The 14617-nt window shown below is 71.0% G+C and carries 11 protein-coding genes; 3 read left to right on the top strand and 8 right to left on the bottom strand.

The window, feature by feature from the left end; all coding sequences use genetic code 11:
- Positions 1-77 precede the first annotated feature (77 nt).
- The 7 genes from HNQ70_RS19290 to HNQ70_RS19260 form a co-directional block, all read right to left on the bottom strand.
- Positions 78-1418 carry a DNA recombination protein RmuC gene (locus HNQ70_RS19290; RefSeq protein WP_183970765.1) on the bottom strand — a complete coding sequence of 447 codons (1341 nt, stop codon included), beginning with the start codon at positions 1416-1418 and terminating at the stop codon, positions 78-80.
- Positions 1419-1446: 28 nt separating this feature from the next.
- On the bottom strand, positions 1447-1929 hold the full coding sequence (locus HNQ70_RS19285; RefSeq protein WP_183970712.1) for a globin domain-containing protein: 483 nt from the start codon (positions 1927-1929) through the stop codon (positions 1447-1449).
- The gene (locus HNQ70_RS19280; RefSeq protein ID WP_246435162.1) at positions 1926-4421 is read right to left on the bottom strand and encodes an ABC transporter permease; all 2496 of its coding nucleotides are present in this window, start codon (positions 4419-4421) and stop codon (positions 1926-1928) included. The genes HNQ70_RS19285 and HNQ70_RS19280 overlap by 4 nt, the downstream gene beginning before the upstream one ends.
- A 127-nt stretch (positions 4422-4548) precedes the next feature.
- Positions 4549-6183, bottom strand: coding sequence for an ABC transporter ATP-binding protein (locus tag HNQ70_RS19275; protein ID WP_183970711.1), 1635 nt, complete (start codon positions 6181-6183; stop codon positions 4549-4551).
- Positions 6180-7211, bottom strand: coding sequence for an ABC transporter permease (locus tag HNQ70_RS19270; RefSeq protein ID WP_183970710.1), 1032 nt, complete (start codon positions 7209-7211; stop codon positions 6180-6182). The genes HNQ70_RS19275 and HNQ70_RS19270 overlap by 4 nt, the downstream gene beginning before the upstream one ends.
- Positions 7208-8251: a microcin C ABC transporter permease YejB gene (locus HNQ70_RS19265; protein WP_183970709.1), complete on the bottom strand. Its 1044-nt coding sequence runs from the start codon at positions 8249-8251 to the stop codon at positions 7208-7210. Before HNQ70_RS19265 ends, HNQ70_RS19270 begins: the two co-directional genes overlap by 4 nt.
- Before the next feature lie 13 nt (positions 8252-8264).
- Positions 8265-10097, bottom strand: a complete 1833-nt coding sequence (locus HNQ70_RS19260; protein WP_221302910.1) for an extracellular solute-binding protein — start codon at positions 10095-10097, stop codon at positions 8265-8267.
- A 135-nt stretch (positions 10098-10232) separates the two neighbouring features.
- On the opposite strand from HNQ70_RS19260, the gene fabI reads away from it, so the two are divergent.
- Positions 10233-11027: an enoyl-ACP reductase FabI gene (fabI, locus tag HNQ70_RS19255; protein ID WP_183970708.1), complete on the top strand. Its 795-nt coding sequence runs from the start codon at positions 10233-10235 to the stop codon at positions 11025-11027.
- Positions 11028-11144: 117 nt separating this feature from the next.
- Here fabI and HNQ70_RS19250 read toward each other — a convergent pair whose 3' ends face one another.
- Positions 11145-12380: an NAD(P)H-dependent flavin oxidoreductase gene (locus tag HNQ70_RS19250; RefSeq protein WP_425504394.1), complete on the bottom strand. Its 1236-nt coding sequence runs from the start codon at positions 12378-12380 to the stop codon at positions 11145-11147.
- 159 nt (positions 12381-12539) lie between these two features.
- On the opposite strand from HNQ70_RS19250, the gene senB reads away from it, so the two are divergent.
- Together senB and selD are read left to right on the top strand one after the other, a co-directional pair.
- Positions 12540-13556 (top strand): selenoneine biosynthesis selenosugar synthase SenB, encoded by a 1017-nt coding sequence (gene senB, locus HNQ70_RS19245; RefSeq protein ID WP_183970707.1) that lies wholly within the window; start codon positions 12540-12542, stop codon positions 13554-13556.
- Positions 13553-14611, top strand: a complete 1059-nt coding sequence (gene selD, locus HNQ70_RS19240) for a selenide, water dikinase SelD (RefSeq protein ID WP_183970706.1) — start codon at positions 13553-13555, stop codon at positions 14609-14611. The genes senB and selD overlap by 4 nt, the downstream gene beginning before the upstream one ends.
- The last annotated feature ends 6 nt before the right edge of the window (positions 14612-14617 follow it).

Here is a 14617-nt window from a genome sequence, read left to right as displayed (position 1 = left end):
TGCGCCCTCCGGCCGCCCGCGCCGTCCGTCCGACGGCGGACACGCACCCGGCCGATCCGCGGAAGACCCCCGACGGACTAAGGATTTTCCTCAGTCGAATCGCTGTCCTCCTGCGACACTGCCTCTTGCGGCTCTGCTTGCGGCTCTTCGCCCAGCAGGCTACGGGTTGCGGCGCTCTCCGGCAGCGCCTGCACGTCGCGCAACCTGCGCTCGATCGCGCGGGAACGGGTCTCGTAGGCGCCCAGGGTGCGCGAGGCCTTGTCGACCTGCTCGCGCGCCTTGGCCACCATGTCGCCGAACTTGCCGAATTCGGTCTTGACCGCGCCCAGCAGCTGCCAGACCTCGCTGGAGCGCTTCTCCACCGCGAGCGTCCGAAAGCCCATCTGCAGGCTGGACAGGATGGCCGACAGCGTGGTTGGCCCGGCGATGACCACGCGGTGCAGCCGCTGCAGATCGTCGATCAGCCCGGGCCTGCGCACCGCCTCGGCGTACAGGCCCTCGACCGGCAGGAACATCAGCGCGAAGTCGGTGGTGTGCGGCGGCGAAAGGTACTTGTCGCGGATGCTCTTCGCCTCCACCCGCAGCCGCTGCTCCAGCTGACGCATCGCGGCCTCGGCGCCGGGGGCGTCCGCCTGCTCGTGCGCCTGCAGCAGCCGCTCGTAGTCCTCGCGCGGGAACTTGGCGTCGATCGGCAGCCACACCGGCGCGTCTTCGGCAGTGCCCGGCAGCCGGATCGCGAACTCCACGCGCTCGCCCGAACCCGGCACCGTGGCCACGTTGACCGCGTACTGCTCGGGAACCAGCATCTGCTCCAGCAGCGCCGCCAGCTGCACCTCGCCCCAGACCCCGCGGCTCTTGACGTTGGTGAGCACCCGCTTGAGGTCGCCGACGTCGGAGGCCAGCGTCCGCATCTCGCCCAGCCCGCGATGCACCTCCTCCAGCCGCTCCGACACCTGCCGGAAGGACTCGCCGAGCCGTTGCTCGAGGGTGGCGTGCAGCTTCTCGTCGACGGTGCGGCGCATCTCCTCGAGCCGGCTGGCGTTGTCGAGGTGCAGCTCGCGCAGGCGCGCCTCCAGCGTGGCGCGGACCTCGCCCAGGCGCTTCTCGTTGGCCTCGGTGAGGCGGTCGAGCTGGCCGGCGAAGCGGTCGATCTGCGCGTTCTGGACGCCGGCGATCGAGGCCATCTGCTGGTTCAGCGCGCCGCCGAAGCGGTTCAGGGCGCCGGTGAGTTCCTGGCGATCCTGGCGCGACTGGCTGGCGAATTCCTCGCGCAAGCTGCGCACCATCCGTTCCGTGGCAGCGGCCTGCCGTACGGCGAGCTCCTCGATCGCCGGACCGGGATCCGGCGGACGGCGCAGCAGCAGCACGACGAGAAGGCCGACCGCGAGCGCAGCGAGCACCAGCAGGCCGAGCAGCATCAGCCCGGGCGGCAGCGCGATCGTGCCTTCAGCCGTCACGGTTGCGCATCCAGTCCGCAGTGTTGTGGAAGGAGCCCAGCAGCCGGTCGAACAGCGGCTGGCCCACGCCCATGTCGTCCATCGCCCGCGCCATGCAGACCAGCCACTGGTCGCGCTCGCGGCTGGCAATGGGGAACGGCAGGTGGCGCGCGCGCAGGCGCGGATGGCCGAAGCGCTGCTGGTAGAGGTCGGGACCGCCCAGCCAGCCGCACAGGAACCAGAAGAGCTTGTCGCGCGAGCCGTCCAGCACATTCGGATGGAGGCGGCGGATGTCGGCGAACTCCGGCTCCATGTCCATCAGGTCGTAGAAGCGGTCGACCAGCCCGCGCACGCCGGGCTCGCCGCCGAGCTGCTCGAAGGGCGTGGCCTGCGGGTGGTCGACGCCCTGGACGACATGGGTGCCATCGCCGCTCCCGGCCCCGGCGCCCTCGCCGCCCCGGGCGCCCTCGCCGCCGTCACCGGCCGCGCTCACGAGGCCCTCAGCGTGTCGAGCGGCGGCGCGCGCAGCACGCCGCGCAGGCTCAGCCAGCCGGCGAGCATCGCCAGCACGGCGCCGGCCGCCGTGCCCCAGACCAGGCTGGACCAGCGCACCGCGAACTCGAACTGGAACACCTGCTGCGCCAGCACCCAGCCGATGGCGATCGCGCCGCCGGAGGCGAGCAGGCCGGCCAGCGCGCCCGACAGGCCCAGCTCCCAGAGCTGGGCCTGCGAGAGCTGCGCGCGCGAGGCGCCCAGCGCGCGCATCAGCCCCGCCTCGCGCACCCGCTCGTCGCGCGAACTGGCCAGCGCGGTGTGCAGCACCACGACGCCAGCCGCCAGCGTCAGCAGGAACAGGAACTGCACCGCCAGCACCACCTGCTCCAGCATCTTCTGCACCTGGTTCAGCAGCGCCCCGGTATCGAAAATCGTCAGATTGGGGTGCTCGCGCACCAGCGCGGCCTCGACGCGCGGCGCATCCACGGGCTGGTGGAAGGCGGTGATCAGGGTCTGCGGCGCGTCGCGCAACGCACGTGGTGAGAGGATCATGAAGAAGTTGACCCGCATCGAATCCCACTGGACCTTGCGCACGCTGGTGGCACGCACCGCCACTTTCTCGCCGGCGATGTCGAAGGTGAGCTCATCGCCCAGCTTCAGTCCGAGCGTGGCCAGGATGCCGGATTCCACCGAGACCTCGAGCCCCTCCGGCGCGAACCACTTGCCCTCGACGATGCGGTTGTGCGCCGGCGCCTGCGCCGACTGGGAAAGGTTGAACTCGCGGTCAAGCATGCGCTGGGCGCGGTCGCCGTCGAAGTCCTCCGGGCGCACCGGCCGCCCGTTGATCTCCACCAGCCGGCCGCGGATCATCGGCAGCAGCTCGACGTCGCGGATGCCGGCCTGCGCCAGGCTGCGGATCACCGCATCGCGCTGGTCGGGCTGGATGTTGATCACGAAACGGTTCGGCGCGTCTGGCGGACTGGCGCGCCGCCAGCTGTCGATCAGGTCGGTGCGCGTGACGGTGAGCAGCATCAGCGCCATCAGGCCCACCGCGAGCGCCACGGTCTGCACCACCGAGGCGCCCTGGCGGCGCGACCACGAGGCCAGCGCCAGGCGCAGCGCCGGCCGCCGCCGCACCAGCGCGGTACCGCGCAGCGGCGCGATCAGCCGCATCGCCAGCCAAACAAGCACCGAAAAGACCGCGCCGCCGACCACGAATCCGCCCAGCGCCACGGCGGCCAGCTTGCGGTCGCCCGCGAACCACAGCAGCAGGCCCGCGAAGGCCGCGAGCGCCAGCAGCAGCGCGACCCACGGAGACGCGCCGGCACTGCCGAGGTCGCGCCGCAGCACCCGCAGCGGCGGCACGCCGGCCAGGCGCAGGAAGGGCCAGGCGCCGCAGCCCAGCAGCAGCACCAGCCCGGCGGCCAGCGCCTGCAGCGCGGGCCAGGGACCCGGCATCGGCAGCGGCATTCCGATCAGCGGCGAGATGGCGCTGACCAGGCCGAAGTGCACCAGCCAGCCGAGCAAGGCTCCGACCAGGCCGCCGGCCAGGCCGATCCAGAACAGCTCCAGGGCCAGCACCGCCGACAGCCTGGACTGGCGGATGCCCATGGCGCGCATCACCGCGCAGCCATCCAGGTGGCGCTCGGCGAAGCGCCGCGAGGCGAGCCCGATGGCCACTGCGGCGATCAGCGCCGACATCAGCGCCACCAGCGCCAGGAAGCGCTCGGCGCGTTCCAGGGTGTTGCGCAGTTCCGGGCGCCCGCTCTCGAGGGTCTCCACGCGGGCATTGCGCCCGAGGCGCGGCTGCACCCAGGCCTCGAAGCGGGACAGCGCGGCGGGCTCGCCGGCGACCAGCAGCCGCCAGGTCACCCGGCTGGCCGGCTGCACCAGCCCGGTGGCCTCGAGCTCGTCGAGGCGCAGGATTGCGCGCGGCGCGAAGTTGACGAAATTGGCCCCGCGATCCGGCTCCAGCGTGATCACCTGCGCGGCCTGGAAGCGCGCGTCGCCAAGCTCCAGCGCCGCGCCCGGCGGCGCGCCGAGCGCCTGCAGCAGCTGTGGATCGACCCAGAGCGTGCCGGGCGCGGGGATCCCGCCAGCGGCCTCGTCGGGCGCGCCGGGCGCGCTCGCCACCCGCACCGCCCCGCGCAGCGGATAGCCCTCCGACACCGCCTTGACCGATGCCAGCTGCGGCGGGCCCTGCTCGCCCACCACCATGCTTGGGAAGCTGACCGTCAGCGCGCTGGCCAGCCCCAATCGGCCCACCTCGTCGATCCACTCCTTGGGCAGCGCGCGATCGGAGCCGATCACCAGGTCGGCGCCCAGCAGCTGGCGCGCCTCCAGCGAGAGCGCCTGGCGCATGCGGTCGACGAAGAAACCGACGCTGGCGATCGATGCGACTGCCACCACCAGCGCCGCCAGCAACAGGCGCAGCTCGCCGGCGCGCCAGTCGCGCCGCGTGAGCCGCCAGGAAAAGCTCAGGGGATTCAAGGAGATGCGTCCGATACCGTTGGTGCGCCCGCAGGCAAGCACGGATTATCCGCGAAACGCCGGCGGGGATCGCCCGGGGCGCTGATGGGTCGTCGCACCCGGGGCGGCCGACTTGCATCCGGCGACCTCAATCCGGCACGGCGGCGAGCAGCTCCCGGGTGTAGGGATGGACGGGCGAAGCGAACACGGACTCGGTCTCTCCTGCCTCCACCACCCTGCCGTCCTTCATCACCATCACGCGGTGCGCCATCGCGCGCACCACCTGCAGGTCGTGGGTGATGAAGAGATAGCTCATGCCATGAATGCGCTGCAGCCCGGAGAGCAGCTCCAGCACCTGGCGCTGCACCGACACGTCCAGCGACGAGGTGGGCTCGTCGAGCAGCAGCAGTTCGGGCTGCAGCACCACCGCCCGGGCGATCGCGATGCGCTGGCGCTGCCCGCCGGAGAACTCGTGCGGATAGCGGTTCAGCATCTCGGCCGTCAGCCCCACCTCCTCGAGCACCCGCACCACCGCCTCGCGCAGGCGCGCCGCGTCCAGCTCGGGGCGATGCAGCGCGAGCCCCTCGCCGACGATCTCCTCGACGGTCAGGCGCGGCGACAGCGCGTTGTAGGGGTCCTGGAAGACCACCTGCATGCGCCGGCGCAGCGGCCGCAGCCGGCGCCGGTCCATCGTGTCGATCCGCACGCCGCCCAGTTCGATCGCGCCCGTGGTGCGGGCCTGAGACAGCCGCAGCAGCGCCATCCCCAGCGTGGTCTTGCCGGACCCGGACTCGCCGACGATGCCCAGCGTCTCGCCGCGCGCCAGCTGCAGTCCCACTCCCTGCACCGCCTCGAAAATGTGGCGCGAGAACCAGCCGGTGCGCGACTCGAAGCGGCAGCCCAGGCCGCTTGCGCGCAGCAGCACGGGCGCCGACTCCGGCACCGGCGCCAGGTCCCGACGCGGCCGGCTGTCGACCAGCCTGCGGGTGTAGGGGTGGCGCGGCGCATCGAACACCTCGCGGGCAGGTCCGGTTTCCACCAGTCGACCGGACTGCATCACCGCAACCCGGTCGGCGAAGGAGCGCACCAGCGGCAGGTCGTGGGTGATCAGCAGCACCGCCATTCCCATCTCGCGCTGCAGTTCGGCGAGCAGCTCGACGATCTGGCGCTGCAGGGTGACGTCCAGCGCAGTGGTCGGCTCGTCCGCAACCAGCAGGCGTGGATGGCAGGCCAGCGCCATCGCGATCATCGCCCGCTGCCGCTGGCCGCCGGAGAGCTGGTGCGGCAGGCTCGCGAAGCGCCGGCGGGGCTCGGCGATGCGCACCCGTTCCAGCAGGCGCAGCGCGCGCTCTGCGGCCTGCGCGCGGGGCAGTCCTTCGTGGAGCTCGATGGTCTCGCAGATCTGATCGCCGATCGAATAGAGCGGATTGAGCGCGCTCATCGGCTCCTGGAACACCATCGCGATGTCGCGGCCGCGCACGCCGCGCATCTCGCGCTCGGACAGCGACAGCAGGTCGCGCCCGTCGAACAGGATCCGCCCGCCGTAGCGCGCATCCGAATGCAGGCGCAGCAGCGAGTAGGCGGTGACCGTCTTGCCCGAGCCGGACTCCCCGACCAGCGCGAAGCGCTCGCCCGGCGCGATCGAGAAGCTCATGTCCTCGACGACGCGCGCGCTGACGCCCGCAGTGGCGAAGTCGACGCGCAGGTTCTCGACCGACAGCAGCGGCGCCGCCGCCCCTGATGCTGCGTCCGCGCTTCTTGCGTCCGGCGTCGTTGCGCTCATCCCTTCCTCGTGTCCAGGGCGTCGCGCAGCGCTTCGCCGATGAAGATCAGCAGCATCAGCGTGCCGACCAGCACCGCGAAGGTGGGCAGCGAGATCCACCAGGCGTCCAGGTTGGCCTTGCCCTGCGACAGCAGTTCGCCCAGGCTGGGCGTGGACGGCGGCACGCCCAGGCCGAGGAAGTCCAGGCTGGTGAGCGCGACGATTGCCGCGCTCATCCTGAAGGGCAGGAACGCGATCACCGGCGTGAGCGAGTTCGGCAGCACGTGGCGGCGGATGATGGTGCGGTCCGGCAGGCCCAGCGCGCGCGCCGCGGTCACGTACTCCAGCCCGCGGTTGCGCAGGAACTCCGCGCGCACGTAGTCGGACAGCCCCATCCAGCCGAAGGCCGAGAGGATGGCCAGCAGGATCCAGATGCTGGGCTCGAAGATCGACGCCAGGATCAGCAGCAGGTAAAGCTCCGGGATCGAGCCCCAGACTTCGATCAGCCGCTGCAGCGCGAGGTCGGTGCGGCCGCCGAAATAGCCCTGCACCGCCCCGGCCAGGATACCGATCGCGGTGCCCACCGCGGTGAGCCCCAGCGCGAACAGCACCGACAGGCGGAAGCCGTAGAGCAGGCGCGCCAGTACGTCGCGGCCCCGGTCGTCGGTGCCGAGCAGGTTGGCTGACGAGGGCGGCGCAGGGTCCGGGCTGGGCGCGAAGTAGTTGATGGTGTCGAAGCTGTAGTTATTTGGCGGATACAGCGCCCAGTTTCCGCCGCTGGTGATGCGCTGGCGAATGAAGGGGTCGAGGTAGTCGGCGGGCGTGCGGAAATCGCCGCCGAAGGCGGTCTCCGGGTAGGTGCGCGCCAGCGGCCAGTAGAGGCTGCCTTCGTAGCTCACCACGATCGGCCGGTCGTTCGAAAGCAGCTCCGCGCCCAGGCTGGCGACGAACAGCGCCAGGAAAACCCACAGGCTGACCAGCCCCCGGCGGTTGGCACGGAAGCGCAGCCACGCGCGCCGCGACGGCGACAGTGACACCGGTGCGCTCATGCCGCGTCGAACTTCACCCTGGGATCGACCCAGGTGTAGCAGAGGTCGGTGACCAGCTTGGTGACCAGCCCGATCAGCGAGAACACGTAGAGCGCGCCCAGCACCACCGGGTAGTCGCGGCGGATCACCGCCTCGTAGGACAGCAGCCCCAGCCCGTCGAGCGAGAAGATGGTTTCGATCAGCAGCGAGCCGGCAAAGAAGGCGCCGACGAAGGCGGCCGGGAATGCGGTCACCAGCGGGATCAGCGCGTTGCGGAATACATGACGGTAGAACACGCGGCGCTCGGGCAGCCCCTTGGCGCGCGCCACCAGCACGTACTGCTTGCGGATCTCCTCGAGGAAGACGTTCTTGGTGAGCATGGTGGTCACCGCGAAGCTGCCCACGACCAGGCAGGCCAGCGGCATCGCCAGGTGCCAGAAGTAGTCGAGCACCTGGCCCATCAGCGACAGCTCGGCGAAATTGTCGGAAGTGAGCCCGCGCAGCGGGAAGACTTGCAGGAAGGAGCCGCCGCCGAACAGCACCAGCAGCGCCACGCCCAGCACGAAACCGGGGATGGCGTAGCCGACCAGGATGGCAGTGCTGGTGACCAGGTCGAAGCGCGAGCCGTTGCGCACCGCCTTGGCGATGCCAAGCGGAATCGACACCGCGTAAGTGATCAGGAAGCTCCACAGCCCCAGGCTCATCGACACCGGCAGCTTCTCGACGATCAGCTCCCAGACGCCCTTGTGGTGGAAGTAGCTGGTGCCCAGGTCGAAGCGCAGGTAGCGCCAGAGCATGTCCAGGAAGCGCTCGTGCGCCGGGCGGTCGAAGCCGTAGAGCGCGCGGATCTCCGCCAGCCGCTCGGGGTCCACGCCCTGCGAGCCGCGATAGACGTTGGAGGTGGCGGCCACTTCGCCGCCGGCGCCGCGCCCGCGCAGCTCCTGCACCAGCTGCTCGACGGGTCCGCCGGGCACGAACTGGATCACCACGAAGCTCACCAGCAGGATGCCCACCAGGGTGGGCACCATCAGCAGCAGGCGCTTCAGGATGTAGGCGGCCACGGCAGTCCCTTCTTCAGTGGCCGTTGGCCGACGCGCCGGGGCGCACCCACCAGGTCTTGAGCAGCCAGCTCTCGGCGCCGTAGTAGCGCGGCAGGCGCTCCGGATGGGCCAGGTGCTTGCGGTAGGCGACGCGATGGGTCGGCGCGTGGAAGTGCGGCACCATGTACCAGCCGTGGCGCAGCACCCGGTCGAGCGCGCGTGCCACCGCAACCAGCTCCGCGCGGCTGCGGCTGGCAAGCAGGCGTTGCACCAGCGCGTCCACCGCGGGGTCGCTCACCCCGGTGACGTTGTCGGAGCCGCGCTCCTTCGCTGCGGCGCTGGTGAAGCGCTCGACCAGCTCGTTGCCAGGCGTCTGGCTGGCCGGCAGCAGACCGACCATCACGTCGAAGTCGAACTCGTCGGCGCGCTTCTGGTAGAGCGCGGGGTCGGTGGTGCGCAGCCGCGCGGCGATGCCGAGCTTCTCCAGGTTGCGCGCCCAGGGCACCGCCACCCGCTCCAGCGCGCGCGAGTACGAGAGGATCTCGAACTCGAACGGCGCGCCGGCCGCGTTGCGCAGCCGGCCGTCGTCGGCCACCTTCCAGCCGGCCTCGGCCAGCAGCCCCAGCGCCTGGCGAAGGTTTTCGCGCAGGCTGGACGGCGGGGTCGTCACCGGCGGCACTGGCGCCGCGCCGAACACCTCGGGCGAGAGCCTGTCGCGCAGCGCCTCGAGCACCGCCAGCTCGTCCGGCCCCGGCATCCCGTCCGCCTGCATCTCGCTGTTGGTGAAGTAACTGGGGCTGCGCACGTACTGACCGTAGAAGATCTGCCGGTTCATCCACTCGAAGTCCATCGCCAGCGCGAGCGCGCGGCGCACCCGCACGTCGGCGAACAGCGCGCGCCGCGTGTTCAGCGCGAAGCCCTGCATTCCCGCGGCATTGGAGTGCGGGAACTCGCGCTTCACGATCTCCCCGGACGCGTAGCGGCGCCCGGTGTGGCCGCGCGCCCAGTTGCGCGCGGAGTTCTCGGCCACCCAGTCGAACTCGCCCGCCTTGAAGCCCTCGAGCCGCGCGGTCTCGTCCTTGAAGTACTTCCAGGTGACACGCTCGAAGTTGAAGCTGCCTCGGCGCACCGCCAGCCCCTCGCCCCAGTAGCCGGGGTTGCGCCGGTAGGTGATCGAGCGGCCCCAGTCGGCCTTGTCGATGAGGTAGGGGCCGCTGGCCAGCGGCGGCTCCTGCACCAGCTGGTCGAAAGGCTTGCCCGCGCCCCAGTTGCGCGAGAACACCGGCAGCTGCAGGCCCAGGATCATGTGCAGCTCGTGGTTGCGGCGCGCGAACTCGAAGCGCACCCGGCGCTCGTCGAGCACCCGAACGCGCGCCACGTCGGCGAAATACTGGCGGAAACGCGGATGGGCCTGCCGGCCGATCAGGGTCTCGAAGGAGTGGCGCACGTCCTCGGCGAGCACCAAGCTGCCGTCGGAGAACCGGGCCGCGGGATGGAGACGGAAGGTGATCGACAGCCCGTCGGCGGCGAAGTCCATGTCGTCGGCGAGCAGGCCGTACATCGAGAAGGGCTCGTCCTCGCTGGCCTCAGCCAGAGTCTCGAACATCAGCGTGCCCAGGCCGGCTGCCGCCATGCCCTTGAGGGTGAACGGATTGAGCTTGTCGAAGCTGCCGAAGCCGTTGAGGTTCAGCGTGCCGCCGCGCGGCGCTTCGGGGTTCACGTAGTCGAAGTGGGTGAAGCCGGGCGGGTACTTGGGGGTATCGCCCCAGGCCAGGGCGTGGGCGGCCCGTGCGGGCGCAAGGGGCAGCAGGAGCGCGAGCAGCAGCGCCAGCAGCAGCGCGAGCGGCGCCGGCATGGCGAAGACCATGACCGGGCGGAGCGGCTGTGCGTGCGGAGGGCGCATGGCGGGCGATTCTATCGGAGCGCCGCAGCATCAGCCGCTCCCGGTGCGCGTGCGAGAATACGCCCCGAATCGACATCGGACATCTCAAGGAGCACATCGATGGGCTTTCTCGCCGGCAAGCGCATTCTGGTCACCGGACTGCTGTCGAACCGATCCATCGCCTACGGCATCGCCAGGAGCTGCCGGGAACAGGGCGCGGAACTCGCGTTCACCTACCAGAACGATCGCTTCCGCGAGCGCGTGAGCGAAATGGCGGCCGAGTTCGGGTCGTCGCTGATCTTTCCCTGCGACGTCGGCGACGACGGCCAGATCGAAGCGCTCTTCTCGGGCCTGCGCGAGCAGTGGGACGGTCTTGACGGTCTGGTGCACGCCATCGCCTTCGCGCCACGCGAGGCGATCTCCGGCAATTTCCTCGACGGCCTGAGCAGGGACGGCTTCCGCACCGCCCAGGAGATCTCGGCCTACAGCTTCCCGGCGCTGGCCAAGGCGGCGCTGCCGATGATGGAAGGACGCCGCAGCGCGCTGCTCACGCTGTCCTACCTGGGCGCAGTGCGCATGGTGCCCAGCTACAACACGATGGGCCTGGCCAAGGCCAGCCTCGAGGCAAGCGTGCGCTACCTGGCCGAAGCCCTGGGCCCGCGCGGCATCCGGGTCAACGGCATCTCGGCCGGGCCGCTGCGCACGCTGGCGGCCAGCGGCATCAAGGGCTTCTCGAAGATCCTGTCGATCGTCGAGACGAACGCGCCGCTGCGCCGCAACGTCACCATCGAGGACGTCGGCAACGTCGCGGCCTTCCTGCTGTCGGACCTCGCCGCGGGCGTTACCGCCGAGATCACCTACGTCGACGGCGGCTTCAGCCGCGTGATGGGCGGCGCCCCGGGCGGGGTGGAGTAAGGCTGCCGGGGCGCACGAGCGCCACGGCCAGGGCCGTCAGTTGCCGGGCCGGTCAGCTGCCGGGCCGATCGGCCACCGGGCCGGCAACACCCCGGCCAACAGCGCCCGGGTCCCCGTTCAGACGGCTTCCGCCAGCTCGCGCCGGGCGACCGGGGCCAGCCCGGCCGTCAGCGCGGCAGGCATGCGCCCGCTCAGCAGGTACTCGATGAGCTCGCGCGCCGGGCGGATCGCGCTGCCGAATGGAATCGACGAGGCGCCGCGGAAGAACAGCCCTCGCGACACTTCGCCTTTCATGGCGGCCGCGAGCTGGCTGTCGATGCAGAACTGGCCGAACTTGGCCAGCCCGTCGCGCAGCCCGCACACGGTGAGGCACTGCAGGCCCACCGCGCACTTGTTCTGGTGCGACGAGGCCTTGCTCTTGAGAAATTCCTCGCGCTTCAGGTAGCGGTCCAGCCAGGGCGTGCGCACAGCGCGCGCCGGCAGGCCGGCGACGCTGACGAACTCGACGACGTCCTGGGGTCCGGCGCCCGCCAGCACCCGCTTGAAGTTGGGGTGCGCGTCGCCCTCCTCGGTGACCGCGAAGGCAGTGCCGAGCTGCACGCCCGAATACCCGCAGGCCAGCAGCTGCCGCACCCGTTCATGACTGTTGATGCCGCCCGCGGCAATCAGCGGAACGCGCTCGGACTCGATGCCCATCTCGCGCATCTGCGCGGCGACGCCTTCAGCCACCGGCTCGAAATCGAAGCGGCCGTCCTCCAGCTCCTCGATCCGGGTGGCGCCCAGGTGGCCACCGGCGTAGCGGGGATGCTCGATGACGATCGCGTCCGGCAGGCGCTTCTTGCGCATCCACTTGCGCAGCACCAGGGCCACGCCGCGCGCATCCGACAGGATGGGGATCAGCGCCACCTTCGGGAAGTTGGCGGTCATCTCGGGCAGATCCAGCGGCAGCCCCGCCCCCATCACGATGGCGTCTGCCCCGGACTCGCAGGCCTGGCGGACCAGCGCGGGGTGCTCGTCGACCGCCTTCATCACGTTGACGGCGATGGCGCCGCGGCCGCCGGACTGCTCCTTCGCCATCCGGACCTCGCGGTCCAGCGCGATCAGGTTGAGCCGGTCAAGGGACTCCCGGTCGCGCACCCGCCTGCTCTGCTCCATCAGATCCTCATGATGATGACGCAGGTCGACCGACGCCACGGTGCCCAGCGCCCCGGCCCGCGCCACTGCGGACGCGAGGCGGTGCGCCGACACGCCGACCCCCATGCCGCCCTGAACCACCGGCAGCAGGGCATGGTCGCGCAGCCTGAGCAGGCGCATGCCGGCCGCGGTGAGGTGATCGAAGAGGAAATCGTTCATGTGGGATCGGTCCGGATGGAAAAACTTGCGAATTGTCAACTTCACCGGCCCCCGGCGTCATTGACATTCATCAGGATCGCCAGCGATTCTCCCTGACCCGACGGCGCGCGGCCCCGTCGGCGCGTACAACGATCCAGGCAGACACGACAGACAGCCCCGGTGCGCCCTCGCATCCTCATCATCTCCCCCGCCATCGCCGCCGACCGCAACGGCAACTGGCAGACCGCCTGGCGCTGGTCCGGCTTCCTGCGCGCCGGCTTCGACGTGGAGGTGGCCAGGCAATGGGATGGCCGCCCGGCGGACGCGATGATCGCGCTGCATGCGCGCCGCTCCGCCGAGGCGATCGAGCGATTCGCCGCCGCGGGCGGGCCGGTGGCGGTGGTGCTCACCGGCACCGACCTCTACCGCGACATCCGCGACGACGCCTCGGCGCGCCGCTCGCTGGAGCTGGCGAAGCGGCTGGTGGTGCTCCAGGAGCGGGGCGCAGACGAGCTGCCGGAGCACCTGAGGGCGCGAACCGAGACCATCTTCCAGTCCGCACGCACGCTGAGCCCGGGCACGCCGCGGGCGCGCAGCTTCGACCTGCTGCTGGTGGGCCACCTGCGGGCCGAGAAGGACCCGCTGACCGCGCTGCGGGCGCTGCAACGGCTGCGCACGGACGAACCGCCCTTCGACCGGCTGCGCCTGCTGCACGCCGGCAGCGACCGCGACCCGCAGACCGGCGAGGCCTTCCGGCGCGCGGCCGCCGAGGATCCCCGGGTGCGCCTGCTCGGCCCCCTTTCGCATGCCCGTACCCGCCAGATGATCCGGCGCGGCCGGGTGCTGCTGCTGCCCTCCCTGATGGAAGGCGGTGCCAACGTGCTGATCGAGGCGGTGACCGCCGGGATCCCGGTGCTGGGGTCGCGGATCCCGGGATCGGTGGGCATGCTGGGCGCAGGCTACGATGGCTGGTTCGAGGCCGGCGACGATGCCGGGCTCGCGGCGCTGATCGCACGCTGCCAGCGCGAGCCGGCCTTCCTCCAGCATCTGCGCGCCCAGTGCGCGCTGCGCGCGCCGCTGTTCGACCCGGCCGCGGAGAGGGCAGCGGTCAGGCGGCTGGCGCATAATCTCGTGTCATCCGACACCGCGCCCGCCCCGGCCGGCAGCACCGCTCGACGCAACACGGAACGCCCATGAACGCCCCCGAATCCCCCGCCCCCATCCGCCTCACCTCCTTCTCGCATGGCGGCGGCTGCGGCTGCAAGATCGCCCCTGGCGTGCTGGCCGAAATCCTCAAGAGCAGCAGCCGCTTCCCGGTGCCGCCCCAGCTGCTGGTGGGCATCGAGACGGCCGATGACGCTGCGGTCTACCAGCTCAACGACGAGCAGGCGATCGTCGCCACCACCGATTTCTTCATGCCGATCGTCGACGATCCGTACGACTTCGGCCGCATCGCAGCCACCAACGCGATCTCCGACGTCTACGCGATGGGCGGCACGCCGATCATGGCGCTGGCGCTGGTCGCGATGCCGATCGACCGCCTGCCGGTGGAGACCATCCGCGCCATCATCGAAGGCGGCGAGTCGGTGTGCGCCGCCGCCGGCATCCCGATCGCCGGCGGCCACACCATCGACTCGGTCGAGCCGATCTACGGCCTCGTCGTGCTCGGCGTGGTGCACCCGAAGAACCTCAAGCGCAATGCCGGCGCCCGCGCCGGCGACAAGCTGATCCTCGGCAAACCCCTTGGCGTGGGGGTGCTGTCGGCCGCGCTGAAGAAGGAAGCGCTGTCCCCCGAGGGCTACGCTGCGATGATCGACAACACCACCCGCCTGAACGTCTCCGGCCGCTCGCTGTCGACGCTGGAAGGCGTGCACGCGCTGACCGACGTCACCGGCTTCGGGCTGCTGGGCCACGCGCTCGAGATCTCGCGCGGCTCGCGCCTGCAGATGCGCATCTCGATGCAGCAGGTGCCGCTGATCGACGGCGTCGCCCGCCTCGCCGCCGACGGCTTCGTCACCGGAGCCTCCGGCCGGAACTGGGCCGGCTACGGCGCGGACGTGCGCCTGGGCAGCGGCATCGGCGCGGTGGAACAGGCGCTGCTCACCGACCCTCAGACCAGCGGCGGGCTGCTGGTGGCCTGCGACCCGGCCAGCGTGGACGAGGTGCTGGAGATCTTCCGGCGCGACGGGTTTGCGGCGGCGGCGGTGATCGGCGAACTGGAGATGGGCGAGCCGCTGGTGATCGTCGACTGAGCCTGA

Source organism: Quisquiliibacterium transsilvanicum (assembly GCF_014202215.1).
In the GTDB taxonomy this organism is placed as follows: Bacteria; Pseudomonadota; Gammaproteobacteria; order Burkholderiales; family Burkholderiaceae_E; genus Quisquiliibacterium; species Quisquiliibacterium transsilvanicum.
This window is presented reverse-complemented; position numbering and strand designations above follow the sequence as displayed.

Coding starts and splice junctions, on each gene's coding strand:
- fabI (WP_183970708.1), top strand. CDS start 10,233: ATGGGCTTTCTCGCCGGCAAGCGCATTCTGGTCACCGGACTGCTGTCG.
- HNQ70_RS19270 (WP_183970710.1), bottom strand. CDS start 7,211: ATGAGCGCACCGGTGTCACTGTCGCCGTCGCGGCGCGCGTGGCTGCGC.
- HNQ70_RS19275 (WP_183970711.1), bottom strand. CDS start 6,183: ATGAGCGCAACGACGCCGGACGCAAGAAGCGCGGACGCAGCATCAGGG.
- selD (WP_183970706.1), top strand. CDS start 13,553: ATGAACGCCCCCGAATCCCCCGCCCCCATCCGCCTCACCTCCTTCTCG.
- HNQ70_RS19290 (WP_183970765.1), bottom strand. CDS start 1,418: ATGCTGCTCGGCCTGCTGGTGCTCGCTGCGCTCGCGGTCGGCCTTCTC.
- HNQ70_RS19260 (WP_221302910.1), bottom strand. CDS start 10,097: ATGGTCTTCGCCATGCCGGCGCCGCTCGCGCTGCTGCTGGCGCTGCTG.
- HNQ70_RS19250 (WP_425504394.1), bottom strand. CDS start 12,380: ATGAACGATTTCCTCTTCGATCACCTCACCGCGGCCGGCATGCGCCTG.